We start from the raw sequence: 25,029 nt of genomic DNA, 5'->3' as shown, positions 1-25,029 counted from the left end.
CCGGGCCGGGAGTCTCGTCCGTCACCGTGAATCTGTTCCTTCCTGCGCCGCCGGGGCGCTGGTCCTGCCTCGATCACCCGATGTACAGGACGAGACGTCGCCCTGTACGTGCCGTCGTCGACTCAGATGTCGAGGAACCGGACGTCCTTGGCGTTGCGCTGGATGAAGCTGCGGCGGGACTCGACGTCCTCGCCCATGAGCACCGAGAAGATCTCGTCCGCCGCGGCCGCGTCGTCCATCGTGACCTGCAGCAACGTCCGGTGCTCGGGGTCCATCGTGGTGTCCCAGAGCTCGGAGTAGTCCATCTCGCCGAGGCCCTTGTACCGCTGGATGCCGTTGTCCTTCGGGATCCGCTTGCCGGCCGCCACGCCCTGCTCGAGGAACGCGTCGCGCTCCCGGTCGGAGTAGACGTACTCGTGCGGGGCGTTGGACCACTTGAGCCGGTAGAGCGGCGGCTGGGCCAGGTAGACGTGCCCGTGCTCGATGAGAGGGCGCATGTACCGGAACAGCAGCGTCAGCAGCAGGGTGCAGATGTGCTGGCCGTCGACGTCGGCGTCGGCCATGAGCACGATCTTGTGGTACCGCAGCTTGGCCAGGTCGAAGTCCTCGCCGATGCCGGTGCCGAACGCCGTGATGAGCGCCTGGACCTCGTTGTTCGACAGGGCCTTGTCCAGGCGCGCCCGCTCGACGTTGAGGATCTTGCCGCGGATGGGCAGGATCGCCTGGTGGTGCGGGTCGCGGCCGCGCACGGCCGAACCGCCGGCCGAGTCACCCTCCACGATGTAGATCTCGCACTCGTCGGGACGGTTCGACTGGCAGTCCTTCAGCTTGCCCGGCATGCCGCCGGAGCTGAGGATCCCCTTGCGGCGGGTGGCCTCGCGCGCCTTGCGGGCGGCGATGCGCGCCTGGGAGGCGGAGATCGCCTTGCGGATGATGTCGCGGCCCTCGTTCGGGTGCGCGTCGAACCAGTCCGTGAGGCGCTCCCGCACGATGCGCTGGACGAAGGTCTTCGCCTCGGTGTTGCCGAGCTTCGTCTTCGTCTGGCCCTCGAACTGGGGCTCGGAGAGCTTGACGCTGAGGACGGCGGTGAGCCCCTCGCGGATGTCGTCCCCGGTGAGGTTCTCGTCCTTGTCCTTGAGGATGGCCTTGTCCCGCGCGTAGGTGTTGACCAGGCTGGTCAGCGCCGCACGGAAACCCTCCTCGTGGGTACCGCCCTCGGTGGTGGAGATCGTGTTCGCGAACGTGTGGACCGACTCGCTGAACGCCGTGGTCCACTGCATCGCGATCTCGACCGAGACCTTGAGGTCCGTGTCCTCGGCCTCGAGGTCGATGATCTCGGGGTGGATGATGTCGGACTTCTTCGCGGTGTTGATGTGCGCGACGTAGTCCCGCAGACCGCCGTCATACTTGTAGGTCACGGTGCGCACCGCGCCCGCCGCGGACTCGGAGTCGTGCACCTCGTCGTCGGGCGTCCCGGCCGTCTCGGCCCCGTCCCCGGTCGACCCCTCGCCGTCGAGGGCCGCGACGACCGCCCGCGAGTCGAGCGCGCCGGTCACCTCGTCCGGACCCGAGACGTGCTCGGTGCGCTCGTCGGTCAGCGTGATGCGCAGGCCCTTGTTGAGGAACGCCATCTGCTGGAACCGCGCGCGCAGCGTCTCGAAGTCGTAGTCCGTCGTCTCGAAGATCGACGCGTCGGCCCAGAACGTCTGCGTGGTGCCGGTGCGGTCCGTCTCGCCCAGACGCTGCAGCTCGCCCACCGGCGCACCGCCGTCGGCGAAGTCCTGCCGCCAGGCGTAGCCGTCGCGCTCGACCTCGGTGATCACGCGGCTGGACAGCGCGTTGACCACGGAGATGCCCACGCCGTGCAGACCGCCGGAGACGGCGTAGCCGCCGCCGCCGAACTTGCCGCCGGCGTGCAGGATCGTCATGACGACCTCGACCGTGGGCCGCCCCTCGGTCGGGTGCATGGCCACCGGGATGCCGCGCCCGTTGTCCCGGACGCGCACCCCGCCGTCGGCCAGCAGGGTCACGTCGATCCGGTCCGCGTGACCGGCCAGGGCCTCGTCCACGGAGTTGTCCACGACCTCGTAGACCAGGTGGTGCAGACCGCGTTCACCGGTCGACCCGATGTACATGCCGGGTCGCTTGCGGACGGCCTCGAGTCCCTCGAGGACCGTGATGTTCCCGGCGTCGTAGCCGCCGTCGGATCGCTGAGCCACAGGCTGGAGCACTCCTCGTCGTCCATGCACGCGACAGGTCCACCCGGGGGGTGCCCGGGCTGCAGCACACAGGATTGACGCGCGGGGCGCCGGCTGCGGGTCGGTGCTCGTTCGTCCCGGGACAGCCTCACGACCCGAGCAGCCGACGACCGGCCCGAGGGCCGGTCGTACGCCGTTGACACGAGCCCGGGAGGCGGCCCGGGAACATCTGCTCAGTCTACCGTGAAAGCGCAAGAAATAGCGGGTCCCACGTGTCTGGGCGTGTGGGTTCCCCCACGTTGTCCACAGGCGTTGTCCACATCGGTGGTTGCTCGGGCCAACATCGCTCGCCCGGGTCAGCCGTAGGTGTCGCCCGGACCCGGTCCGCGCACCGTCCGACGGCCGCGCCGGAAGCTCGGACCCGACGGCCCGAGGACCGTCACCTGCTCCACGACGCCCTCACCGACCTCCTCGGCCAGCCGGCGCAGCAGGGTCGGCACGAGCAGCCGCACCTGCGTGGCCCACGCCGTGGAGTCGGTGCGCACCACCAGCACCTTGTCCTCGAACGTCTCGGGCGTGCAGTGGTCGGCCACCTGGGCGCCGACGATCTCGCGCCAGCGCCCGACGACGCCCCCGACGGAGACCTCGGCCGTCCAGCCCTTGTCCCGCAGCAGCCGCCCCACGACGTCCGACATCAGCTGCGGGTCGCGCGCGTTGGGGCCCTTGCCCTGGTCCTTCCGTGGTTCGGCCAGGGGGGAGCGCCGCGCGGGGGAGCCGGGCCGCAGGCCCTTGGCGCGGGCTGCCGCCTTGGCACGGTTGAGCGCCTCGCGCGCCACCTCCGAGGGCGGGGTGAGCTCGGTGCGGTCGACCACCGGCCGCGGATCACGGGCCCGCGGCTCGTCGTCGTCCGCCGGCTCCCGGGCGAGACCGTGCTCAGACACGCTCGACCCGCCCCTCGGCGACCTCGAAGCGGGCCCCGAGCAGTCGTTCCGGCACGTCACCGGGCACGGCCGCCGTGACGAGCACCTGGCGAGCCTCGACCACGAGCTCCGCGAGCCGTTCACGACGCCGGACGTCCAGCTCGGCGAAAACGTCGTCCAGGATCAGCACGGGGTCGGCGTCCGAGCCGTGGTCCGGGTCCCAGAAGACGTCGTCGGGCGCCGACGGCTCGCCCCCGCCGAGGAGCCGGAACGAGGCGAGCCGCAGCGCCAGGGCGAACGACCACGACTCCCCGTGGCTGGCGTACCCCTTGGCCGGCAGCCCGCCGAGCGTGAGCTCCAGGTCGTCCCGGTGCGGGCCCACGAGGCTCTGGCCCCGGTCGATCTCGGCCGCCCGGCGCTCCTCGATCGTGGCGAGCATGAGCTTCTCGAGCTCGTCCGCCGGTGCGGGGGCGCCGTCGCCCGCCACCACCGTGGAGCGGTACACCAGCTCGGCCGCGCTGTCCGCATCGCTGACCTGCTCGTACGCCGTCGCCACCAGTGGCCCCAGGGCGCGCACGAGCGCCGTGCGCCAGGCCAGCACCTGCCCGCCGAGCTGGGCGAGCCGGCCGTCCCACACCTCGAGGGTGGAGGTGTCCACGTCCCGCCCGCCGGCGCGGTGGCCCCGCAGCGACTTCAGCAGCGCCGAGCGCTGGCGGAGCACCCGCTCGTAGTCGGCGAGGACCCCGGCCGCGCGGGGCAGGAGCTGGACCACGAGCTGGTCGAGGAAGCGCCGGCGCCCCTCGGGGTCACCCTTGACCAGTGCGAGGTCCTCCGGGGCGAACAGCACCGTGCGCAGGATGCCGAGGACGTCGCGGGCACGACCGAGCTGACCGCGGTTGATGCGCGCGCGGTTGGCCTTGCCGGCGGTGATCTCGAGCTCGACGGTCGAGGCGCGGTCCCCCCGCACGACGCGTGTGCGCACCACGGCACGCTGTGCGCCGGCGCGGATCAGCGGGGTGTCGTTCGGGACCCGGTGGCTGCCCAGCGTGGCCACGTACCCGACGGCCTCGACCAGGTTCGTCTTGCCCCGCCCGTTGCGCCCCACGAACGCGTTCGGTCCGGGCTCCAGCTCGACGTCGACGGTCTCGTAGGACCGGAAGTCGAGGAGGGAGAGGTGCGAGACGTACATGACTCCAGTGTGGCGGGACTACTCGGCGGACGGTCTGACCGCGTGCCCGCCGAACTGCTGACGCAGCGCGGCGACGGACTTCATCGCGGGCGACTCGGGCTGGCGCGAGGAGAACCGCGCGAACAGCGCCGCCGAGATCACGGGCAGCGGCACGGCGTTGTCGATCGCCTCGTCGACGGTCCACCGACCCTCGCCGGAGTCCTCCACCCAGTCGTCGATGGCCTCGAACCAGGGGTCGTGCTCCAGCGCGCGGACCATGAGGTCCAGCAGCCAGGAGCGGACGACGGTGCCGCGCTGCCAGGCGCGCATCGTGCCGTGCACGTCGGTGATCAGGCCCTTCTTGGCCGCCAGCAGCTCGTAGCCCTCGGCGTAGGCCTGCATCAGGCCGTACTCGATCCCGTTGTGGACCATCTTGGCGTAGTGGCCGGCTCCCACCGGCCCCGCGTGCACGAAGCCTTCCTCCCGCGGTCCCTCGGGACGCAGGGCGTCGAAGACGGGCATGAGCTCGGCGACGTCGTCGTCGTCGCCGCCGCACATCAGGCCGTAGCCGTTCTCCAGGCCCCAGACGCCGCCGGAGACGCCGACGTCGACGTACCCGACGCCACGCTCGGCGAGCTCGGCAGCCCGTGCCTGGTCCTCGGCGTAGTGCGAGTTGCCACCCTCGACGACGACGTCCCCCTCGCCCAGGAGTCCCGCCAGCTCGGCGAGGACGTCGCGGGTGGGGTCGCCGGCCGGCACCATGACCCACACCACGCGCCGCGGACCGGGCAGCGCGTCGACCAGCGCGGCGAGCGACTCGACGTCGGAGACCTCGGGCCGGGGGTCGAACCCGGTCACCTCGATCCCGGCGCGGCGCAGCCGTTCGCGCATGTTGGCGCCCATCTTGCCCAGACCGACGAGACCCATGTGGGTGACCATGTGGAAAACCTCCGGAAGTGCGTCGCTGCGAGCGTACGTGGTGGGGCGCGCGGACGCGCGGGAAGCCGGACCGGGCGGGCGACTACCCGGCCGGTGACGCCGGCCCGGTCGTCAGGAGGAGAACCGGATGGGTACCAGGAGGTACCGGTACTCGGACGAGTCCTCGCCGTCCAGCGACTCCTGCCCGGTGAACTCCACCGGCTTGTTCGGGTGCGTGAACGACATCCGCACGAAGTCCGTGCCGAGCGCTCCGAGCCCGTCGAGGAGGAACTGCGGGTTGAACGCCACCTGGATGTCCTCGCCGACCAGGACGGCCTCCAACGCCTCGGACGCCTGCGCGTCGTCGCCCTGGCCGGCGTCGAGCACCACCTGGCCCTCCGAGAAGGCCAGCCGGATCGGGGTGTTGCGCTCCGCCACCAGGGAGACGCGCTTGGCGGCGTCGATGAGCGCCTGGGTGGGGACCACCGCGTGGATCGGGGTGGCGTCGGGGAAGAGCCGGCGCACCGCGGGGTAGTCGCCGTCCACGAGCTGGGAGGTGGTGTGCCGGCCGCCGGCCTCGAACCCGATCAGGTCGACACCCTCGCCCGTGGACAGCCCGACGTTGACGAGGCCGCCGCCCGAACCGAGCGACTTGGCGACGTCGTTGAGGGTCCGCGCCCGGACCAGCGCGACGGCGCTGAATCCGGGGGTCGCGGGGGTCCAGGTGAGCTCGCGCAGCGCCAGCCGGTACCGGTCGGTGGCGAGCAGCGTGATGCGCTCACCCTCGATCTCCATGCGCACACCCGTGAGCAGCGGCAGCGTGTCGTCCCGGCTCGCCGCGACGCTGACCTGAGCGACGGCGTGCGTCAGGGCGTCGCCCGCGACGGTGCCGCTCAGCTCGGGCATGGCGGGCAGGGCCGGGTAGTCCTCGACCGGCATGGTCAGCAGCGTGAAGCGCGAGGCCCCGCAGGTCAGGACCACCTTGTTGCCCTCGACGGTCACGTCGACCGGCTTGTTCGGCAGCGCGCGGGAGATCTCGGCGAGGAGTCGGCCGGAGACCAGCACGGTGCCGGGTTCGGACACCTCGGCCGCGATCTCGGAACGGGCGGAGACCTCGTAGTCGAAGCTCGCCAGCACGATGGAGCCGGCGGCGTCCGCCTCGATGCGCACACCGGCGAGCACGGGTGCGGGCGGCCGCGTGGGCAGGGTGCGGGCCGTCCAGGTCACGGCCTCGGCCAGGACGTCGCGCTCGACGCGGAACTTCATCCCACTCCTCGGGGCTCTCGTGCGGGTGGGGGCGGAGGTCTCGGCTGGTGGGGACCGAACCGCCCGTGGCCAAACACTACCGTGCCGCGGCCGCTCCGGTCCGCTCACCAGCAAGGGGTCGTCCGGCCCATGAAGGCGGAGGGGTCATCTGCAGAGAGAACACGTTCATCGTCGTCATAGGGCTTGTGGATTCTGTTGACGAACGCCGTTGCCGCAGGTCAGGGCGCTTGCAGCCGTGTGGAGACTGCTGGGGGCGAACCTGTGGGCAACCGGGGTCGCCTGGGGACGGCGGATTCTGTCCCCACAGGCGTCCACCGACGGAGGGGTGTTCGTCCACCGCGCCGACGGCGTGTTCCACAGGCGTCCACAGCAGAGTCCACAGGCGTGCCGCGGCGCTGGTCGGACCGGGGCCGAGTTGTCCACCACGCGGGTCCACAGCATGGGGACGACGGGGGTGAGGGTCCCGTCGTCCCGGGGCAGTGCCTGTGGGCAACCCTGTGCACGGCCGTTGTCCACAGCTGTCCACAGGCCTGTGGAGAGGGGGGTTCAGCCGCGGTGCTGCTGCTTGATGCGGCTCGTGAGCTCGGTGACCTGGTTGTAGGTCGACCGGCGTTCGGCCATCTGCCCGGCGATCTTCTTGTTCGCGTGCATGACCGTGGTGTGGTCGCGGCCTCCGAACTGCTGGCCGATCTTCGGCAGGGAGAGGTCGGTCAGCTCGCGGCACAGGTACATGGCGATCTGCCGGGCCGTCACGAGGACCCGGGACCGGGACGACCCGCACAGGTCGTCGATCGTCAGGCCGAAGTAGGCGGCGGTCTGGGCGATGACGACGGCCGGGGTGATCTCGGTGGCCTGGTCGTCGTCGGTGATGAGGTCCTTGAGGACGATCTCGGCCAGGGCGAGGTCGACCTGCTGCTTGTTGAGGTTCGCGAAGGCGGTCACCCGGATCAGCGCGCCCTCGAGCTCACGGATGTTGGTGGAGATGCGCGAGCCGATGTAGCTGAGGACGTCGGCCGGCACGTCCAGGCGTTCGCTCGCGGCCTTCTTGCGCAGGATCGCGATCCGCGTCTCGAGGTCCGGCGGCTGGACGTCGGTGATCAGGCCCCACTCGAACCTTGACCGCAGCCGGTCCTCGAAACCGTCGAGCTGCTTGGGCGGGACGTCGGAGGTGATGACGACCTGCTTGTCGGCGTTGTGGAGCGCGTTGAAGGTGTGGAAGAACTCCTCCATCGTCTGCTCCTTGCCCTGCAGGAACTGGATGTCGTCGATGAGCAGGACGTCGACGTCCCGGTACCTGCGCTGGAAGGCACCGGTCCGGCCCTCACCGATGGAGTTGATGAAGTCGTTCGTGAACTCCTCCGAGTTCACGTACCGCACCCGCACGTGCGGGTAGAGGTTGTTCGCGTAGTGCCCGATGGCGTGCAGCAGGTGCGTCTTGCCGAGCCCCGAGTCGCCGTAGATGAACAGGGGGTTGTAGGCCTTGGCGGGTGCCTCGGCGACCGCGACGGCCGCGGCGTGGGCGAAGCGGTTGGAGGAGCCGATGACGAAGGACTCGAAGATGTACTTCGGGTTCAGCCGCGTGGGTTCGCTGTCCGCCGGGCGCTCGTCCGGCAGCCGGCCCGGGGGAGGGCCCGGCGTCGTCCGCTCGGGTTCCTCCATGCTCGGGGGCGGCGTGTAGTCCTGCGCCGGGCCCGTGAGGGCCTCGTGGCTCAGCTCGGGGTCGACCGTGATCCCGAAACGGGTGTCGCGGCCGAGGGTCGCCGACATGGCCGAGACCAGCTGGTCGCGCACGCTCGTCTCGAGGTACGTGCGCGTCTGCTCGTGCGGCACCGCGATGAACACGGTGTCGTCGAGGATCGCCATGGGCTTGGCCAGCTTGATGAACGCGAGCTGGCGTGCACTCATGTCGGGCCGTGCCTCGAGGGTCGCCAACGTCTGGTTCCAGACGTCGGTGATGTTCTCGTCGGGCTGTGGCACGGTGTCCTCCGGACTGTTCGCGAGCGGTGTCCACATAGTTTTCCACACCCTGTGGAGCCTGTGGACATCGGTGTGGACGATGAGGCCGGACCGTCCGTCCGTCCGTGTCGTCGTCGTCACGTCGGGAGCAGTTGACCTGACGGTGTCGGACGGCGTAACGTCGGACAGCCGTTCCAGGTACTTTCGCGCGCCTTCTTCCGGGCGCGAGCCTCGGGTCGGCTCGGTCGACACACTGCCTCGGCAGGTGTTGACCTGCAACCTGACCGACATCGTCGAGGAACTGACGGTGTACCTCCCCGACGTTTCTTGGAGTACCTCGTGAGCAAGCGGACCTTCCAGCCGAACAACCGCCGTCGCGCGAAGACCCACGGCTTCCGTCTGCGCATGCGCACCCGCGCCGGCCGCAGCATCCTGGGCAACCGCCGCCGCAAGGGCCGCGCGCAGCTCTCCGCCTGAGCCATGCTTCCCGCGGCGCACCGCATGCGCCGTTCCGTCGACTTCGAACGGGCGGTGCGCCGCGGCGCGCGCGCAGGCCGATCGACCGTGGTCGTCCACCTCTCCCGGGATCCGGAGAGGGGCGGGGGACCGCTGGTCGGTCTTGTCGTGTCCAAGGCTGTGGGCAATGCGGTTCGTCGCAACCTCGTCAAGCGCCGGCTGCGCAGCATCGCCGCCGGTCAGCTCTCGCGCGTCCCGGAGGACTCTCTCGTCGTCCTGCGGGCGCTGCCGCGCGCCGCGACGGCTGAGTACGCCCACCTCGAGCGGGACGTCATGAGCGCGACGTCCACGGTCCTCCGACGTCTCGAGGAGCCGGTGCGATGAGCAGCACCGTGCTGTCCCGGAGCCGCGAGCTGATCCGCACGCTGCCCACCGCGGTACTCGTCGGAGCGATCCGCGTCTACCAGGCGGTCGTGTCACCGTGGACGGGACCGACCTGCAAGTACTACCCCTCCTGCTCGCAGTACGCGGTGGTGGCGCTCCGGCGCCACGGGCCGCTGCGCGGCACCGGGATGGCCCTGTGGAGGATTCTGCGGTGCAACCCGTGGAGCCTGGGCGGCGTCGACGACGTGCCGCCTGCTCGTGAGCACGAGCACCGCGGCGCCCACACGCACTGACATCCCGGGAGCGCGCCGCCCGGAGCCGCTTTTCGACAGAGGAGACATATGGGGTTTTTCGACACCATCCTGTACCCCATCCAATGGGTCGTGGCCTGGATCATGTACGGGTCGCACCAGATGTTCATGGCTCTGGGCATGCAGCCGGGACCGAGCTTCGCCTGGGTCCTGTCCATCGTCGCCCTGGTGATCGTCATCCGGATCCTGCTGATCCCGCTGTTCTTCAAGCAGATCAAGGCGTCCCGCGGGATGCAGATGATGCAGCCGGAGCTGCAGGCCATCCAGAAGAAGTACAAGGGCAAGACCGATCCCTCGTCGCGTGAGGCCATGGGCCGCGAGACGATGGAGCTCTACCGCAAGCACGGCACCAACCCGATGGCGTCGTGCATGCCGATCCTGCTGCAGTCGCCGATCTTCTTCGCGCTGTTCCGCCTGCTCTACAACCTGGGCAACATCGCTGCCGGCACGCAGGACCCCATCGGTCCGATCGACCAGCCGGTCGCCGCCGACATCGAGAACTCCGCCCTCTTCGGCGCGCAGCTCTCCGACGTCTTCCTGCAGACGGACGACTGGAGCGTCCGCATCGTCATCCTGTTCCTCATCGTGGCGATGAGCGCGACCACGTTCTTCACGCAGCGCCAGCTGACGATGAAGAACATGCCGAAGGCCGCTCTCGAGGGCCCGATGGCGAACACGCAGAAGATGCTGCTCTACGCGCTGCCGCTGATCTTCCTGATCTCCGGCGTGAACTTCCCCGTGGGTGTGCTGATCTACTGGACCACGACGAACCTGTGGTCGATGGGCCAGCAGTTCTACACGATCAAGCGCATGCCGGCCCCGGGTTCGGAGGCGGAGCGTCTGCTCAAGGAGAAGCGCGCCGCCAAGGCGGCGAAGAAGGGGATCCTCCCGGAGGAGGAGAAGGCCCCGGAGCCCCCGAAGCCGCAGGGCCAGCGCCAGCAGCCGGTGAGCAAGAGCCGCCAGAAGAAGAAGAGGAAGAAGTGAGGTCTGCGCGATGACCACGGACACGACGCCCGAGGGCTCCTCCGATCTCGTCACCCGCCTCGAGGAGGAGGGCGAGATCGCGGCCGACTACCTCGAGGAGTTCCTCGACATCGTCGACCTGGACGGTGACATCGATCTGGACATCAAGCACGACCGCGCGATCGTCGAGGTCGTCTCGGACGACGGCCCCGAGTCGCTCGAGGTGCTGGTCGGCGGCGACGGTGCGGTGCTGGACGCCCTGCAGGACCTGACCCGCCTCGCGGTGCAGGCCCGGACGGGGGAGCGCAGCCGGTTGATGCTGGACATCGCCGGGTTCCGCGCCGGCCGCCGGGGCCAGCTCGAGCGACGGGCGGAGGAAGCGATCCAGCAGGTGCGCCGGTCGGGGGAGGCGCTCTCGCTGGAGCCCATGAACGCGTTCGAACGGAAGGTCGTCCACGACGCCGTGGCGGCCGCAGGGCTGGTGAGCGACTCGGCCGGCGCTGATCCCCAGCGCCACGTCGTCGTGCACCCGGAGGCGTCGGCCTCCTCGTGATCGGTGACGAGAGCCCGTCGTTTCACGTGAAACGACGGGCTCTCGTCATGTCCGGACCCGGTGGGCGGCGCGCCGCCGGGCCGGGGCGCGAGGCGTCCCGGAATCGTCAGGTGAGCGGAAGGTGCCAGGATGGGCGACATGACAGATGGGGACGAGGTGCTGGGCACCGGAGCTGCGGTCCGTGACTACTTCGGAGATCGCTACGAGGTCGTGGCGGAGTACGCGCGGCGCCTGCGCGACGAGGGAGAGCTGCGCGGTCTGATCGGACCGCGTGAGGTCGACCGGCTGTGGGAGCGGCACATCCTGAACTCCGCGGCCGTGGTGCCCTTCCTGTCCTCGGCGTCGACCGTCGCGGACATCGGCTCCGGGGCGGGCCTGCCCGGCATCGTCGTCGCGATCATGCGGCCGGATGCCGAGGTCTTCCTGGTCGAACCCATGGAACGCCGCACGACGTGGCTGACCGAGGTGTCGCAGGACCTCGGGCTCGAGAACGTCGTGGTCAAGCACGGACGTGCGGAGGAGTACGACGGCGCCTTCGAGGTGGATGCCGTGACGTCCCGCGCCGTCGCTGCCCTGTCGAAGCTGGCGCGGCTGTCCCTGCCCCTCGTGCGCCCGGGCGGGGAGATGGTGGTCCTCAAGGGCCGGAGCGTCGAGCGGGAGATCGAGCCGGCGCGGAAGGTCCTGCGGAAGTTCAAGGCATCCGAGCCCGAGATCCTCGAGGGTCGGACGGTCGAGGGGGCCGAACCGACCACGATCGTCCGTATCCGTCGCCGCTGAGTGTCATCACCGCGGCACGGCCGCCGCGTGGTCCCGCGCGCGTCACGATGCCGGTGTGCCGTCCGGGCACGTGCGCGACCATGACCTGGGAGCGCGGGCCCCGTTTCACGTGAAACCGAGCACGCCCGGGGTTGCGGGCGAAGAGCCTGCGTCCGCACGCTCTCGCGCCGATGGATGCGGTGACAGCCGAACGCGGTGCACGGGGGTGTCAGGGCCGCGCCGGGGGGCGCGAGGCCGTAGAGTGTTCGCGGCACTGGTCAACGCCGACGCGACCTGGAGGATCGACCCGTGAACATGAGCAGCGATCGGCCGCACCACCCGTCGGAGGACGGTCGAGACGGATCTGCGTCGGGTGACGCGGACGGCTCCGTTTCACGTGAAACCTGGTCGGCGTCGTGGGTCGGCGACGACCTCAGCGGGCCGCATCCGGAGGATCACCGTGAGGCGCTGATGGACTCGGTGCCGGAGGTGGACGACAGCACCCCGCTCGCTGCCCAGCTCGCACTCGACGCCCGTCGACGGATCGAGCTCGACGGGCGTCGGTTCCCCCGCCCCGCGCACACCCGGATCCTGACGGTGGCCAACCAGAAGGGCGGCGTGGGCAAGACCACGACGACGGTGAACCTGGCCGCCGGACTCGCGCGGGCCGGGCTCAAGGTGCTCGTCATCGACAACGACCCCCAGGGCAACGCGTCGACCGCTCTCGGGCTCGAGCACCGGGCCGGCACCCCGTCCATCTACGAGGTACTCGTGGACGAGGCGCCGCTGTCGAGCACCGTGCAGGAGTGCGCAGAAGTTCCCGGCCTCTGGGGCGTGCCCGCCACCATCGACCTCTCGGGCGCGGAGATCGAGCTCGTGTCGCTGGTCTCCCGGGAGACCCGTCTGCGCAAGGCGCTCGACACCTACCTGGACGAGCGGGAGGCGCGGGGCGAGGAGCCCATCGACTACGTCTTCGTCGACTGCCCGCCCAGCCTCGGCCTGTTGACCGTCAACGCCTTCGTCACCGCTCGCGAGGTCCTCATCCCGATCCAGTGCGAGTACTACGCACTCGAGGGTCTCAGTCAGCTGCTGAAGACGATCGAGCTCATCAAGTCCCATCTCAACCGCGACCTGATCGTCTCGACGATCCTGTTGACGATGTACGACGGTCGGACCAATCTGGCCCAGCAGGTGGCCGCCGAGGTGCGGACCCACTTCCCGGACCAGACCCTCCGGACGACGGTGCCGCGGTCCGTGCGGATCTCCGAGGCCCCGTCTCACGGGCAGACGGTCATGACGTACGACCCGGGTTCGACGGGTGCGCTGGCGTACCTGGAGGCCGCACGGGAGATGGCCGAGCACGCGGTCCAACGCGCTGACCTGCGATGACGCGCGTACGATCGGAGGAGTCAGGGTGAGTGACCTCGTGTGCGAGATGCCGCAAGGACGCGGTACGGACGGACCGACTCGCCCCGTTCACGACCAGGAGGCTGGTGGAGCATGAGCCAGAAGAAGCGCGGACTAGGCCGCGGACTCGGTGCCCTCATTCCCCAGGGCCCTGCCCCGGAGAAGCCGACCGACGTGTTCTTCGCCGGTGCGGAGGAGAGCGGGAACACCAACGTCCTCACGACGTCCGCCGAGAGTGCTGCAGACTCCGAGGAGGGGGGAGGTGCCCGGTCGGGGCGTCGCTCGGCCTCGTGGGACTCCGCGATCGCCGGTGGCCGACTGTCGATCAACGCGTCGTCGGCACGATCGGTGACGAGCGCTCCCGAGGCAGACGCCGCCTGGTCGGGGGAGACGATCGGCGCCCCGGAGCGGGACGGTGCGGTGGACTCGGCGACGGTCCGTACCCCGGCATTCGCCGTCTCGGAGCACGACGCATCGGATGATCCTGCGTCGGCGGTCCTGACCGACTCCGGGGACCGCGAGCGGTCTGCCACGGTTCCGTCGGATCGGGCCGCCGACGGGGACGGACTGCTCCCGGTGCCGGGAGCACGGTTCGCCGAGGTTCCCCTGCGGGCGATCCGCCCGAACGCACGACAGCCGCGGACGGTCTTCGACGAGGGGGAGCTCGACGAGCTCGTCGACTCGATCCGTGAGATCGGTGTCCTGCAGCCGGTCGTCGTGCGTCCCCATCCGGAGATCGCTGGCGGCTTCGAGCTGATCATGGGTGAGCGGCGGTGGCGCGCAGCGGAACAGGCGGGGCTCGAGACCATCCCCGCCATCGTGCGTCAGACCGAGAACTCCCAGATGCTGCGAGATGCTCTGCTGGAGAACCTTCACCGGGCCGCCCTCAACCCGCTGGAGGAAGCCGCGGCTTATCGTCAGCTCCTCGACGACTTCGGCTGCACGCATGACGAGCTCGCGGCTCGGATCGCTCGGTCCCGGCCGCAGATCTCCAACACCCTGCGGCTCCTGCGCCTCCCGCCGCTCGTCCAGCGACGTGTCGCCTCGGGTGTGTTGTCGGCCGGCCATGCCCGGGCACTCCTCGGTCTGTCTGACGGCGCCGAGATCGAGCGCCTGGCACAACGGATCGTCTCCGAGGGTCTCTCGGTCCGTGCGACCGAGGAGATCGTCACCCTCAAGCAGTCCGGGGACGACGAGTCGCCCCGTCGCAGGAAGCCTCGGGCCGGGCAGCGGGTCGAAGCGATGGACGAGTTGTCCTCCCGGTTGTCCGACCGGTTCGAGACCCGCGTGAAGGTCAACCTCGGCAAGACGAAGGGCCGGATGACGGTCGAGTTCGCCTCGGTCGAAGACCTCAACCGCATCCTGGAGGTCATGGCGCCGGAGGACCCCGGGGTGCTCAAACCCTCGGAGTAGGCGAGGCGCGCTCAGGCCCGGGTGCCGTTTCACGTGAAACGGCACCCGGGCCTTGGTGTGTCCGCCTGTCCGCGCACTCGCGTCCCGAGGCATCAGGCTCGCGTCCCGGCTCCACGGGCCGCGACGGCATTCCGCCGTGGCCCCGCGTTGCGCGCACCCCGCAGTCCTCCGGAGGGGAGGGGATTGCGACCGGCCTCTCGACCGCCAGTGGGCGGTGGTGGAAGGAGGATTGTGCGGCGGGCAGGCCGTTTCACGTGAAACGGCCTGCCGTTGACGACGTTGAGCGACACCCGGGTGCGCGATGCGACGGGGAACCGAGAAGCCGCTGGACGTGGCGTGTGACGAGGGAAGGCGGCACGAGGTCCCGCGGGCGCGTCGGCCGACGCGGAAGCGACCGGAGGGGATGGGCCCGGACCTCGCCAGATCCGGCGCCGCGCTCGTTCCACGTGAAACATGCCCAGAGGCCAGACCAGAGGCCAGACCAGAGGCCAGACCAGAGGCCAGAGGCCCCGGGCCGGAGGCCGGAGACCGCCGATCAGCGAACGCGGACCACCGGCCGGCAACCGCCGACCGGCGGCCGCCCGCACTCAGTGCGTCGGAGCCAGAGCGTGCTCGACGATGCGCCGGTAAAGGGTCGGCAGCTCGTAGCCGGCAGCCGCGGCCGCCTGAGGAAGCAACGAGGTCTCGGTGAGGCCGGGGGAGACGTTGACCTCGAGCACGTGAGGTGTGCCCTCCGCATCGAGGATGATGTCGGTCCGCGACAGGTGCTTGAGCCCGAGGATCTCGTGCGCCCGCAGCGCGACGTCGGCGACCCGGGCACTGGCCTCGGCGTCGAGACGGGCGGGGGTGAAGTACTCGACGGGGCCCGGGTTGTAGCGGGCGTCGTAGTCGTAGGACCCGCTGGTGACGATCTCGACCGCCGGGAGCGCTTCGAGGCCGTCCGGACCGTCGATCACCGACACCGCCACCTCGATCCCGTCCACGGCCCGCTCGATGAGGGCGGTGTCGCCGTAGGAGAAGCAGTCCACCATCGCGCGCGGGAACTGCGACGCCTCGTCCACGCGGGTGACGCCGAGTGCTGAGCCGCCCTGCACGGGCTTGACCACGAGCGGGAGACCCAGACGTTCGACGATCATGTCGAGGATGGTCTGCGCGCCGAGGTCGCGGAAGAGCGCCTGGGGCAGGGTGACGTAGTCGGGGGTGCTGATGCCGCCCTGGAGCAGCTCGGCCTTGGCGACCGGCTTGCTCCATGCCTGGCGGCTGCGGCGAGGTCCCGTGCCGACCGTGGGTACCCCGACCAGGGCGAGCACGTCCTGGAGCGACCCGTCCTCACCGCTCGCACCGTGGAGCACGGGCCACACCAGCGCCGGTTCGGTCTCCCGCAGGAAGCGCAGCAGGTCGGCGTCGACGTCGTGCACCTGGACCTCGACGCCGGCCTCCCGCAGGGCGTCGGCGACGCGGCGGCCCGACCGGACCGAGACGTCGCGCTCGTGGGAGAGCCCGCCGGCGAGAATCACGACAGGTCCGACAGTTCCGGACGACACGGTCGTGGTGGCGGCGTCGGGCGCGGGGGCAGTCATGCGAGTGGTCACCTCAGAGGCTGGATGGGTCACGCGAGGTCGGGCGAGGGGATCTCGACGTCCGTCGGGTCGTCGTCAGGCTGGGCCGTGGTGCCGAACAGCTGCACGAGCTCGGACTCGGCGTTGACCACCGTCGCCAGGCGACGCACGCCCTCTCGGATGCGGTCCGGGGTCGGGAAGCAGAACGACAGCCGCATGTGGTCGGAGCCCTGGCCGTCGAAGTAGAACGCCGTGCCCGGGACGTAGGCCACGCGTTCGGTGACGGCACGCGGCAGCATCGACTTCGCGTCCAGCCCCTCGGGCAGCTTCACCCAGACGAAGAACCCCCCGACGGGTACGTTCCAGCTCGCGGCGGGGATGTGCTCGGCGAGCGCACCGACCAGGGCGTCGCGACGCTCGCGGTACATCTCCCGGTAGTCCTTGATCTGTGCCCGCCAGTCGCAGGTGTCGAGGTAGGTCTCGACCGCGAGCTGCGAAGCGTTCGAGGGCGACAGGATCGCGGACTCCGAGGCGAGCACGAGCTTCTCGCGCACGGCGTGCGGCGCGATGACGAAGCCGACGCGGTAGCCGGGGGCGAAGGTCTTGGAGAAGGAGCCGAGGTAGATCACGCCGTCGGCGTCGTAGGAACGCAGCGCCGGGTAGGGGTCGTCCTCGAAGCCGAGCAGACCGTACGGGTTGTCCTCCACGACGAGCACGCCGTGCCGGCGGCAGATCTCGAGGATCTGGGGGCGGCGCTCCACCGACATCGTCACGCCGGCGGGATTGTGGAAGTTCGGGATGGTGTAGAGCATCTTGGCGCGGCGCCCCTCGGCCGCGAGCCGGCTCAGCGTCGCCTCGAGGGCCGCGGGAACCAGACCGTCGGCGTCGAGCTCCACGTGGACGACGTCGGCCTGGTAGGAGCGGAAGACGCCGAGGGCACCGACGTACGAGGGCGCCTCGGCGACGATGACGTCACCGGGATCGATGAAGATCCGCGTGACGAGGTCCAGTGCCTGCTGGGATCCCGTGGTCACGGTGATGTCGTCGGGGTGGGCCTCGACGCCCTCCATGGCGACGACCTCGGTGATGCGTTCGCGCAGGGATTCCTCGCCCTGCCCGGAACCGTACTGGAGCGCTCGGGTGCCCCGGGTGCGGATCAGGCGGTCCATGGCCTCGCCGATGACGTCGAGGGGGAGGCCCTCGATGAAGGGCATGCCACCTGCGAGGGAGACGACCTCGGGGCGGTTGGCGACCGAGAACAGTGCGCGGATCTCCGACGCTCGCATCCCGCGCGTCCGCTCTGCATACGCGCCGAACCAGGGGTCGAGGCGCGTGCCGGAGGTCTGCTCGGTGAGGCGGTTCTGCTCAGTCACCTCGCCAGTGTCCCATGCCACCCGTGAAGGTCCCGTGAGCGGACCACGGTGCGGTCGTGGCCGCCGGGTCGGACCCGGGCCGCGAGCCGGGACGACAGCGGCCTCCCCCGTCGAGGACGGGGGAGGCCGCTGGACGTCGTGCCCCGGAGGTCGGGACGGTGTGTCAGGAGGAGGGGGTGGAGGCGAGCACGCCCTCGATCTCCTCGGTGAGGGCCCGCTTGGGACGGGCACCGATGATCGACTTGACGATCTCGCCGCCGTGGTAGATGTTCAGCGTCGGGATCGACGTGATGCCGTAGGCCATCGTCGTGGCCTGGTTCGCGTCGGTGTCGAGCTTGGCGATCTTCACCTGGCCGGCGTACTCGTCGGAGAGCTCCTCCAGGATCGGGGCGACCATGCGGCAGGGACCGCACCAGGTCGCCCAGAAGTCGACGAGGACGGGGACGTCGGACTCGAGAACCTCGGTCTGGAAGGTGTCGTCGGTGACGGCGACGGTAGGCATGGTGTCTCCTTCGGTCGGGGAGCGGTGGGTCAGCCGGCGACGCTGTCGAGGGCGGCCGGAAGCTCCTCCGGGTCCGTCTCCGACATGTCGGCGAGGTCGGCGAGGTAGGCCTGGGCGTCGAGAGCGGCGGAGCACCCCGACCCGGCGGCGGTGATCGCCTGCCGGTAGGTGTGGTCGACGAGGTCGCCGCAGGCGAAGACGCCGGGAAGGTTGGTCCGCGTGGACCGGCCCTCGGCGAGCACGTAGCCGTCCTCGTCGAGGTCGACCTGGCCCTTCAGCAGCTCGCTGCGCGGGTCGTGCCCGATCGCGACGAACACGCCGGTCACGTCCAGGTCGCGCTCCTCGCCGGTGACGGTGTCCCGCAGCCGCAGCCCGGAGACCTTGTCCTCGCCGTCGATCCCCACGACCTCGCTGTTCCAGGCGAAGTCGATCTTGGGGTCGGCCATCGCGCGGTCGGCCATGATCTTGGAGGCGCGCAGCGCGTCCCGGCGGTGGACGATCGTGACCTTCGACGCGAAACGGCTGAGGAACGTGGCCTCCTCCATCGCGGAGTCGCCACCGCCGACGACGGCGACGTGCTGGTCGCGGAAGAAGAAGCCGTCGCAGGTGGCGCACCACGACACGCCCCGCCCGGAGAGCTTCTTCTCCGCGGGGAGGCCGAGCTCGCGGTAGGCGGAACCGGTCGCCAGGACGACGGCGTAGGCGCGGAAGGTCTTCCCGCCGCCGGTGACGACGGTCTTGATCTCGCCGTCCAGCTCGAGCGTCTCGGCGTCGTCCCAGAGGATCTCGGCGCCGAAGCGTTCGGCCTGCTCACGCATGGCGTCCATGAGGTCCGGGCCCTGGATGCCGGGCGGGAAGCCGGGGTAGTTCTCGACCTCGGTGGTGTTCATCAGCGCGCCGCCGGCGGTCACGGAGCCGGCGACCACGACGGGGGCGAGTCCGGCGCGGGCAGCGTAGATCGCCGCGGTGTACCCGGCGGGGCCGGACCCGACGATGACGATGTCGCGCACCGGGGCGTCCTGGCTGTTCGACTGGTCGGTCACAATCTCTCCTGGAAGTCTGGGATCCGGTCGGAGGCCGGCACCTGGTGGCAACATGCGATACCCCCGGGACATTCCGAAGGGGTCAGGACACCGTGATCTCGTTGAGCTCGAGGCGGAACTCTCCCTCGGAGGTCGGCAGCTCGGAGGTCCACAGCACGAAACCGTCCATCACGACGGGCTCGTCCAGCTCGATGACGGTGTCGGACGAGTAGGACCCCGACGCGAGCACCTCGCCGTTCTCCGGGGCGTCGCTCCCGACACGGCGGAGCTCCCACGCACCGCCCTCGCTGTTGGTGTTCAGCTCGATCTCGGTGACGGGCGCGGGCTCGCGCAGCTCGACCTGGTAGCCGAGGCCCTCCTTGAAGCCCCCGAAGACCGGGTCGTTCTCGTAGGTGTACGTGTGCCAGAACGTCGACGGGTCGGAGTCGAAGGCGAACTCGACCTTCTCCGGCTTCTCACCGTTGCCGAGCGGGTCGATCTCGCTGCCGGCCTCGATGATGGGCCGGACCTCGGGGCTCTCCGACTCGGTCGGTTCCGGCTCGCCGCTCTCGCCGCTGCTGCCGTCGGTGCCCTCGCTCGCCGCGGGGGCCGGTTCCTGGGACGGGTCCTCGGCGACGGTGGTGACGTCGAAGGGGCTGAGCGCCTGGCTCACCGCCCAGACGGCGGCGATCACGACGCCGACGAGGATCATGGCCAGGACGATCGGCGTGGGGTTCACGCCGCGCCGACGCGGTGCCGCGGTCGAGTCGAACGAGCCCGTGGTCGGGCTCCCGGCGGCCGCCGGGCCGTACCCGGCTCCCGGCGGCGGAGGGGGGACCTGCCCCGGGGCGGCGGCCGGGGCCTGGCCATGGGCGGCCTGCTGGCCGTACGGCGGCTGCTGGCCGTAGGGAGCCTGCTGACCGTAGGCCGGGGGCTGAGCCTGGGTGGGCTGCTGCGCGTAGCCGCCGTGGGCGGCACCGTAGGCGGCGCCGGCCGCGCCTCCCATCGCCGCACCCCGGGCGATCCGGCCGCTGGAGGGCCGGCGCACGGGAGGAGCGGGCGGAGGCGTCCCGGGCAGGCTCTCGGTGCCGGCCGGGCTGCCGGCACCGAGCACGGACGAGCGCACCGGGCGTTCCGGCGTCGGCTGGACGAACTGCGGCAGGGATCCCAGGACGGAGACCTGGCCCCAGGGCTCGAGCGTGGCGACGACCTCGCCGGGATCGGCGGGCGCCTGGCCCTCGTCGCCGAAGGTCCGTCGCACCAGCTCGTCGATCTGCTCGTCGACGTGCGGCACGAGCTCCGAGACCCCGAGGACCCCGTGCGGGCCGGTCTGGGCGGGCAGCGGTCGCACGGCGTCGGGCGCGATCCAGCTCACGTCCAGGGCCTCGCCGGGCCACCGCGCGGTGAGCGCGTAGTAGCCCAGGGCAACGACACCGCGGGCGTCCCGGGCCGCTGCGTCGCTCCCCGCCGCCTCGGCGTCGGCCAGCCCGGCGTCGATCCCGAGCCCGGTCACCACGACGCGGTGACCGTCGACCCGCACCGCCTCCGGCCGCAGCGCCAGGTGGTGCACGCCCCGCTGACGCGCGGACTCCAGGGCCGTGGCCGCCTCACCCATGAGCGCCCGAGCCTGCTGGGCGTCCACGAGGCCGCGCGAGACGATCTGCGTGAGGGACTCCCCGGTGTACGGCTCGGTGATCACGTAGGACATCTCGCCGGTGCCGAGGTCGGTGCTGCCGACGTCGAGGACGCGGCACAGCCGCGGGTCGGCCACCAGCGCGGCGCGGCGGGCGGCGTCGATCGCCGCCGGCGCCTGCGGGCCGGTCACGAACGTGACGCGGACCGGACGGTCCAGGATCTGGTCGTGGGCCTCCCAGGCCTCGGCCGCCGCCAGGTCGGTGGCGGCGTGCTGGTTCAGCCGGTAGCGGTCGACCATGACGGTCCCGGGCTGGGCGGTGGTCACCTGGAGGCCTCCGTGGTGGTGTGGGGGAGCGAGGATCGTCGGGACGGTCCGGCGGGGCGTTCCTGCCGACCATGGTAGAGGGAGAGACCCGTCATGCGGGTCCCCGGCGGAGGCGGCGCAGGATCGGGGCGAGCGCGTCGTCGAGCTCCCGGACCCGCATCAGCTTCAGCAGCCCGGCGTACGCAGCACCCATGACCAGGCCCGCGACGGCCGTCGTCAGCACCGCGAAGCCCCACGAGGACGACGCCGACGCGTCCAGCAGCCGGATCGTCAGCCACCCGAGGCCCCCCGCGACAGCCGCGGAGAGCAGGGCGCGGACGTACAGCCGCAGCACGCGGGCGCCGTCCATGCCGTGCAGCTTGCGGTTCATGCCGCGGATGCGCAGCAGCAGGGAGATCCACGTGGCCAGGGCGAAGGACCCGCCGGCCGCGGCCGCCCACGCCGTGTAGGGCAGCGTCTCCGTGGCGATCCACAACCCGGCCACCAGCGAGACGGTGGCGATGATCTGGATGACGAAGATGCTGCGACCGTCCTCGAAGGCGAAGTACATGCGTCGCACCAGCACGGTGGCGCCGAGGGCGATGGTCCCGACCGCCATCGCCCGCAGGATCGGCGCGATCGCCTCCACCTCGAGCTCGGACGCGGAGGGGAGCAGCGCCTTGGTCAGCGGGAACGCGAGGACGAGGAGCGCCGTCGCGGAGAAGACCGAGAAGATGCCCGCCGAACGCAGCCCGAGCGACATGTCCCGGCGCACACCCGGCAGGTCGCCCGCGTTGACGGCGGCGCTCATCCGGGGGAACAGCACCGTGACGATCGAGACCACGACCAGCGAGTGGGGCAGCAGGTAGATCGACATCGCCTGGGTGTAGGCGGCGGGCCCGCCCGCGACCTCACCGAGGTCCTCGGCGAGCTGGCCGGCGGCACCGGTGACGTTCGTCAGGTAGATGACACCGAGCTGTTCCAGGACGACGGCGCCGATGGTCCAGCCGACCACCTTGCCGGCCGACCGCAGGCCGATGCCGCGCAGCCCCAGCCGGAAGCCCCAGCGGAACCCGGCCTTGCGCAGCGCGGGCACGAGGATCGCGGACTGCGCGGCGATCCCGAGGGTCGCGGTGCCGGCGAGCACCAGGGTCTGGACCGTCGTCCAGGCCCCCACGTCGTCCAGACCCGCGTCGGGCGCCTGCCCGAACAGCAGGATGAAGGTGCCGAACCCCACGATCGAGACGACGTTGTTCGCCACCGGGGCCCAGCCGTACGCCGCGAACCGGCCGTGCGCGCTGAGCACCTGACCCAGCAGCGTGTACAGGCCGTAGAAGAAGAGCTGCGGCAGGCACCAGTACGCGAAGACCACCGCGAGCTGCCGGGCCTCGGGCGTCCAGGCGTCGCTGAGCGTCATGAGGTGCACGACCAGGGGCGCCGCCGCCACCAGCACGATCGTGCCGGACAGCAGGCCGAGCCCCGAGATCGTGAGCAGCTTGTCGAGGCGTTCGCGGGCGTTGCGCGCCGACATCGCCTTCATGATCTGCGGCACCAGGACCGACTGCAGGAAACCCGCCGAGATCAGCGCGAACAGCATGTTCGGCAGCTTGTTCGCGATGTCGAAGGCGTTGGCGACGGTCCCGACGGCACCGACCGCGCCGACGAGCAGCATCGTGCGCACCAGGCCCGACGCCCTCGAGGCGGCCGTGCCCAACGACATCGCCAGCGAACCCTTGCCCAGGCTCGCCCTGCGCACCCCGTGCGGGTCCGCCGTCCGACCGGACGCGTCGTCGGGTCCGGCGGGGGTGGCGTCGGGTGCTCCCGGCTCAGGGGGATCGGTGGTCATGACGCGGTGTCCTCCGGGGATGGGGCCTGGGGCGGCACGGTCGTGGTCCGGCCCGTCGGGACGGCGGACTCGGCGACCTGCTCGCCGGTGGTGCGACGGTCGGAGCGTCCGCGGCGGACGGTCCGCCAGATGCCGGTGAGGAACAGCAGGCCGATGCCGGCCGCCATCACGGCGGTGCCGACCGTCTCCCACCCCGCCCGCACCCGCAGGGCGAACTCGGTGGGCGGGGCGACCTCGACACCGCTCGGTGCCAGCACCTCGACGGCGAGCGTCACGTCACCGGAACCGATCGCCCGGACCCGGACCTGGGCGTCCCGGGAGGTGCCGGCCGGGACGACGATCTCGGGGACCGTCTCCACGACCAGCCGGGGGTCGTCGGGCCGCAGCCGCACGGTGACGCGGGTGTCGACGGGCAGATCGTTGCGGATGCGGACCGGGAGGTCTCCGGCGTCGCTGATCAGCAGGACGTCGGCCCGGTCCAGGACGCTGATGCCGGACCGCACCTGGGCGGCGTTCGCCTGCGCCAGCTCCACGGCGCCGGCCCGGGCCTCGGGGGTGTCCCGATAGGCGATCGACAAGGGTGCGAAGAGGTCGCGGTCCACCCCGGCGGTGAGGGTGCCCGGATCCGCGGCGACGGTGGCGAAGGCGGCGACGTCCTCGGAGGTGGAGATCAGGCCGCGGACGGAGCCGGGGGACAGCTCGGCGTCCGCCACCGTCTCCTCGGCCACGCGGGCGTTCCGACCGTCGTCGGCGGGGGCCAGCGCCTCGCCGAGGTCGGTGAGCTCGACCCAGCTCTGCTCGGCCAACGCCCCGAGCACGGCGTCGAAGGTGGCGACGTCCGGTGACCAGCCCCGCGGCAGGGCCGCCACGACGGGGGTGGCGGCCGCCGCCTCGGCCGCGTCCGCGGCGAGCACCGCCGTGTCCGCGAGGAGCCGTTGCACGGTGGCGGCCGGTTCGGAGACCGCACCGCCGGAGCCCGTGGCGTCGTCGAGCACCGCGCTGATCGCCTCGTCCGGCACGGCGACGCGCAGCGGACCGGACCCGCTCGCCACGGAGCCGAGCGAGCCCGGGGCCTCGGGCAGCGCGATGCCCTCCGTGCCGAGCAACGCCCGGGCACCCGCGGCGTCGGCGGCCACGACCGTCGGTGCGTCCACCACCCCGGCGGGCCAGGCGATGCGGGGCCCCCAGTCGTCGGCCGCCGCCCAGTCCTCGGGCAGCACGTCCCGGCCCCCGGCGATCCGGGCGATGTCCTGCGCGTCGACGTCCGCGTGGGCGAGCGCTGCCAGATCGGGGTCGCCGACGGGCAGGGTGACGACGCCGGGACCGCCCTCCCGGAGCAGCAGGTCGGCCCACCGGGCGGCATCGTCGTCCACCGACTGCTCGGCGGTCGCCACGACGGCGGGGTCGACGGCGAGCGAGAGCGCGCCGACCTCGGAGGTGGCCGCCGCGAGGAGCTCGTCGTACGGGGCACCCGGCGCGCTCCAGGCCGCGACCGCGTCCGCGTAGTCCTCGGGTGCGGCCGGGTCGAAGGCCGGACCGGTCACGGGCGCGGCCACGCTCAGCGAGACGGGCGCCGGGGCACCCTGTCGCCCGGACGAGGCACCGCTGCCCGGGTCGTACATCATGAACGTGTGCAGGGTCTCCAGCGTCGTCCGGGCGTCGTGGAGACGGATCGACATCTGCCGTGGCCCCCACGGCGCGTTCTCCCCGAGGAGGAGGTCCTCGACGTCCAGCGACAGCGTGACCTCGAGGGACTCGCCGGGCGGCAGGGGATCGAGCTGCTCGCTCAGCTGGGTCCCGGCCAGACCTGTCTCCGCCGTCGACCAGGAGGCGACCTCGGTCCGCGTGGTGACCGGCCGCCAGCCCACACCGAGATCCACGGTGAGGCCGGTGAGCTCGGTGTCGCCGTCGTTGGTGACACGGAGCGTGATCTCCTGGGTGTCGTCCGGACCCACGACCGTCGGCGAGACCGCCACGATCTCGGTGGTGACGTGCTCCTGGGCGGACGCCGGGGCGGTCGGCAGGAGCACCAGGGGTGCGACCAGCAGCAGGGCGGACAGCAGGAGGAGCAGGGCGCGGCTGCGGGCGCCCCTCGTCCGGGAGTGGATCACGCGCAGGG

The 25,029-nt window shown here is 71.3% G+C and carries 21 protein-coding genes; 8 read left to right on the top strand and 13 right to left on the bottom strand.

All coding sequences use genetic code 11. The features are described 5' to 3' along the window. Positions 1-122: 122 nt before the first annotated feature. The 6 genes from gyrB to dnaA form a co-directional block, all read right to left on the bottom strand. Positions 123-2,219: a DNA topoisomerase (ATP-hydrolyzing) subunit B gene (gyrB, locus tag HLI28_RS06440; protein ID WP_343035700.1), complete on the bottom strand. Its 2,097-nt coding sequence runs from the start codon at positions 2,217-2,219 to the stop codon at positions 123-125. 335 nt (positions 2,220-2,554) lie between these two features. Continuing rightward, a complete protein-coding gene (locus HLI28_RS15930; RefSeq protein WP_343035699.1) occupies positions 2,555-3,139 on the bottom strand; it encodes a DciA family protein in 585 nt (194 codons plus the stop codon). Then, positions 3,132-4,307, bottom strand: coding sequence for a DNA replication/repair protein RecF (recF, locus tag HLI28_RS06430; RefSeq protein ID WP_171246680.1), 1,176 nt, complete (start codon positions 4,305-4,307; stop codon positions 3,132-3,134). The genes HLI28_RS15930 and recF overlap by 8 nt, the downstream gene beginning before the upstream one ends. A gap of 18 nt (positions 4,308-4,325) precedes the next feature. After that, positions 4,326-5,225, bottom strand: a complete 900-nt coding sequence (gene gnd / locus HLI28_RS06425) for a phosphogluconate dehydrogenase (NAD(+)-dependent, decarboxylating) (RefSeq protein WP_171246679.1) — start codon at positions 5,223-5,225, stop codon at positions 4,326-4,328. Positions 5,226-5,336: 111 nt separating this feature from the next. After that, positions 5,337-6,470: a DNA polymerase III subunit beta gene (gene dnaN / locus HLI28_RS06420; protein WP_171246678.1), complete on the bottom strand. Its 1,134-nt coding sequence runs from the start codon at positions 6,468-6,470 to the stop codon at positions 5,337-5,339. A 546-nt stretch (positions 6,471-7,016) separates the two neighbouring features. Then, positions 7,017-8,447: a chromosomal replication initiator protein DnaA gene (dnaA, locus tag HLI28_RS06415; protein ID WP_171246677.1), complete on the bottom strand. Its 1,431-nt coding sequence runs from the start codon at positions 8,445-8,447 to the stop codon at positions 7,017-7,019. A gap of 318 nt (positions 8,448-8,765) precedes the next feature. On the opposite strand from dnaA, the gene rpmH reads away from it, so the two are divergent. From rpmH to HLI28_RS06375, 8 genes are all read left to right on the top strand, one after another. Beyond that, positions 8,766-8,903, top strand: coding sequence for a 50S ribosomal protein L34 (rpmH, locus tag HLI28_RS06410; RefSeq protein WP_171246676.1), 138 nt, complete (start codon positions 8,766-8,768; stop codon positions 8,901-8,903). Positions 8,904-8,906: 3 nt separating this feature from the next. Beyond that, positions 8,907-9,266, top strand: coding sequence for a ribonuclease P protein component (gene rnpA / locus HLI28_RS06405; RefSeq protein WP_171246675.1), 360 nt, complete (start codon positions 8,907-8,909; stop codon positions 9,264-9,266). Continuing rightward, positions 9,263-9,559 (top strand): membrane protein insertion efficiency factor YidD, encoded by a 297-nt coding sequence (gene yidD, locus HLI28_RS06400; protein ID WP_171246674.1) that lies wholly within the window; start codon positions 9,263-9,265, stop codon positions 9,557-9,559. Before rnpA ends, yidD begins: the two co-directional genes overlap by 4 nt. Positions 9,560-9,607: 48 nt before the next feature. Further along, a complete protein-coding gene (yidC, locus tag HLI28_RS06395) occupies positions 9,608-10,561 on the top strand; it encodes a membrane protein insertase YidC (RefSeq protein ID WP_171246673.1) in 954 nt (317 codons plus the stop codon). Positions 10,562-10,571: 10 nt separating this feature from the next. Further along, positions 10,572-11,093 carry a Jag family protein gene (locus HLI28_RS06390; RefSeq protein WP_171246672.1) on the top strand — a complete coding sequence of 174 codons (522 nt, stop codon included), beginning with the start codon at positions 10,572-10,574 and terminating at the stop codon, positions 11,091-11,093. A gap of 138 nt (positions 11,094-11,231) precedes the next feature. Next, positions 11,232-11,870, top strand: a complete 639-nt coding sequence (rsmG, locus tag HLI28_RS06385; RefSeq protein ID WP_246246466.1) for a 16S rRNA (guanine(527)-N(7))-methyltransferase RsmG — start codon at positions 11,232-11,234, stop codon at positions 11,868-11,870. 450 nt (positions 11,871-12,320) lie between these two features. Next, entirely contained in the window at positions 12,321-13,238 is a 918-nt protein-coding gene (locus HLI28_RS06380) for a ParA family protein (RefSeq protein ID WP_171246670.1), read from the top strand. Between the two features lie 111 nt (positions 13,239-13,349). Next, a complete protein-coding gene (locus tag HLI28_RS06375; protein WP_171246669.1) occupies positions 13,350-14,669 on the top strand; it encodes a ParB/RepB/Spo0J family partition protein in 1,320 nt (439 codons plus the stop codon). Between the two features lie 587 nt (positions 14,670-15,256). Here HLI28_RS06375 and HLI28_RS06370 read toward each other — a convergent pair. From HLI28_RS06370 to HLI28_RS06340, 7 genes are all read right to left on the bottom strand, one after another. Then, positions 15,257-16,249: a D-alanine--D-alanine ligase family protein gene (locus HLI28_RS06370; RefSeq protein ID WP_171246668.1), complete on the bottom strand. Its 993-nt coding sequence runs from the start codon at positions 16,247-16,249 to the stop codon at positions 15,257-15,259. A 29-nt stretch (positions 16,250-16,278) separates the two neighbouring features. Next, on the bottom strand, positions 16,279-17,601 hold the full coding sequence (locus tag HLI28_RS06365; protein ID WP_425483383.1) for an aminotransferase-like domain-containing protein: 1,323 nt from the start codon (positions 17,599-17,601) through the stop codon (positions 16,279-16,281). A 163-nt stretch (positions 17,602-17,764) separates the two neighbouring features. Then, positions 17,765-18,103 carry a thioredoxin gene (gene trxA / locus HLI28_RS06360; protein ID WP_171246667.1) on the bottom strand — a complete coding sequence of 113 codons (339 nt, stop codon included), beginning with the start codon at positions 18,101-18,103 and terminating at the stop codon, positions 17,765-17,767. Between the two features lie 29 nt (positions 18,104-18,132). Continuing rightward, complete coding sequence (gene trxB, locus HLI28_RS06355) at positions 18,133-19,146, bottom strand: thioredoxin-disulfide reductase (protein ID WP_343035697.1); 1,014 nt, start codon at positions 19,144-19,146, stop codon at positions 18,133-18,135. 82 nt (positions 19,147-19,228) lie between these two features. After that, positions 19,229-21,085 (bottom strand): protein kinase family protein, encoded by a 1,857-nt coding sequence (locus HLI28_RS06350; protein WP_171246665.1) that lies wholly within the window; start codon positions 21,083-21,085, stop codon positions 19,229-19,231. A 91-nt stretch (positions 21,086-21,176) separates the two neighbouring features. After that, on the bottom strand, positions 21,177-22,910 hold the full coding sequence (murJ, locus tag HLI28_RS06345; protein WP_171246664.1) for a murein biosynthesis integral membrane protein MurJ: 1,734 nt from the start codon (positions 22,908-22,910) through the stop codon (positions 21,177-21,179). After that, a complete protein-coding gene (locus tag HLI28_RS06340) occupies positions 22,907-25,021 on the bottom strand; it encodes a DUF6049 family protein (protein ID WP_171246663.1) in 2,115 nt (704 codons plus the stop codon). The genes murJ and HLI28_RS06340 overlap by 4 nt, the downstream gene beginning before the upstream one ends. Positions 25,022-25,029 lie beyond the last annotated feature (8 nt).

The organism is Isoptericola sediminis, from assembly GCF_013085345.1.
GTDB lineage: Bacteria > Actinomycetota > Actinomycetes > Actinomycetales > Cellulomonadaceae > Isoptericola > Isoptericola sediminis.
Note: the sequence above shows the minus strand (reverse complement) of the source record. Positions and strands in the feature narration are given on the sequence as shown.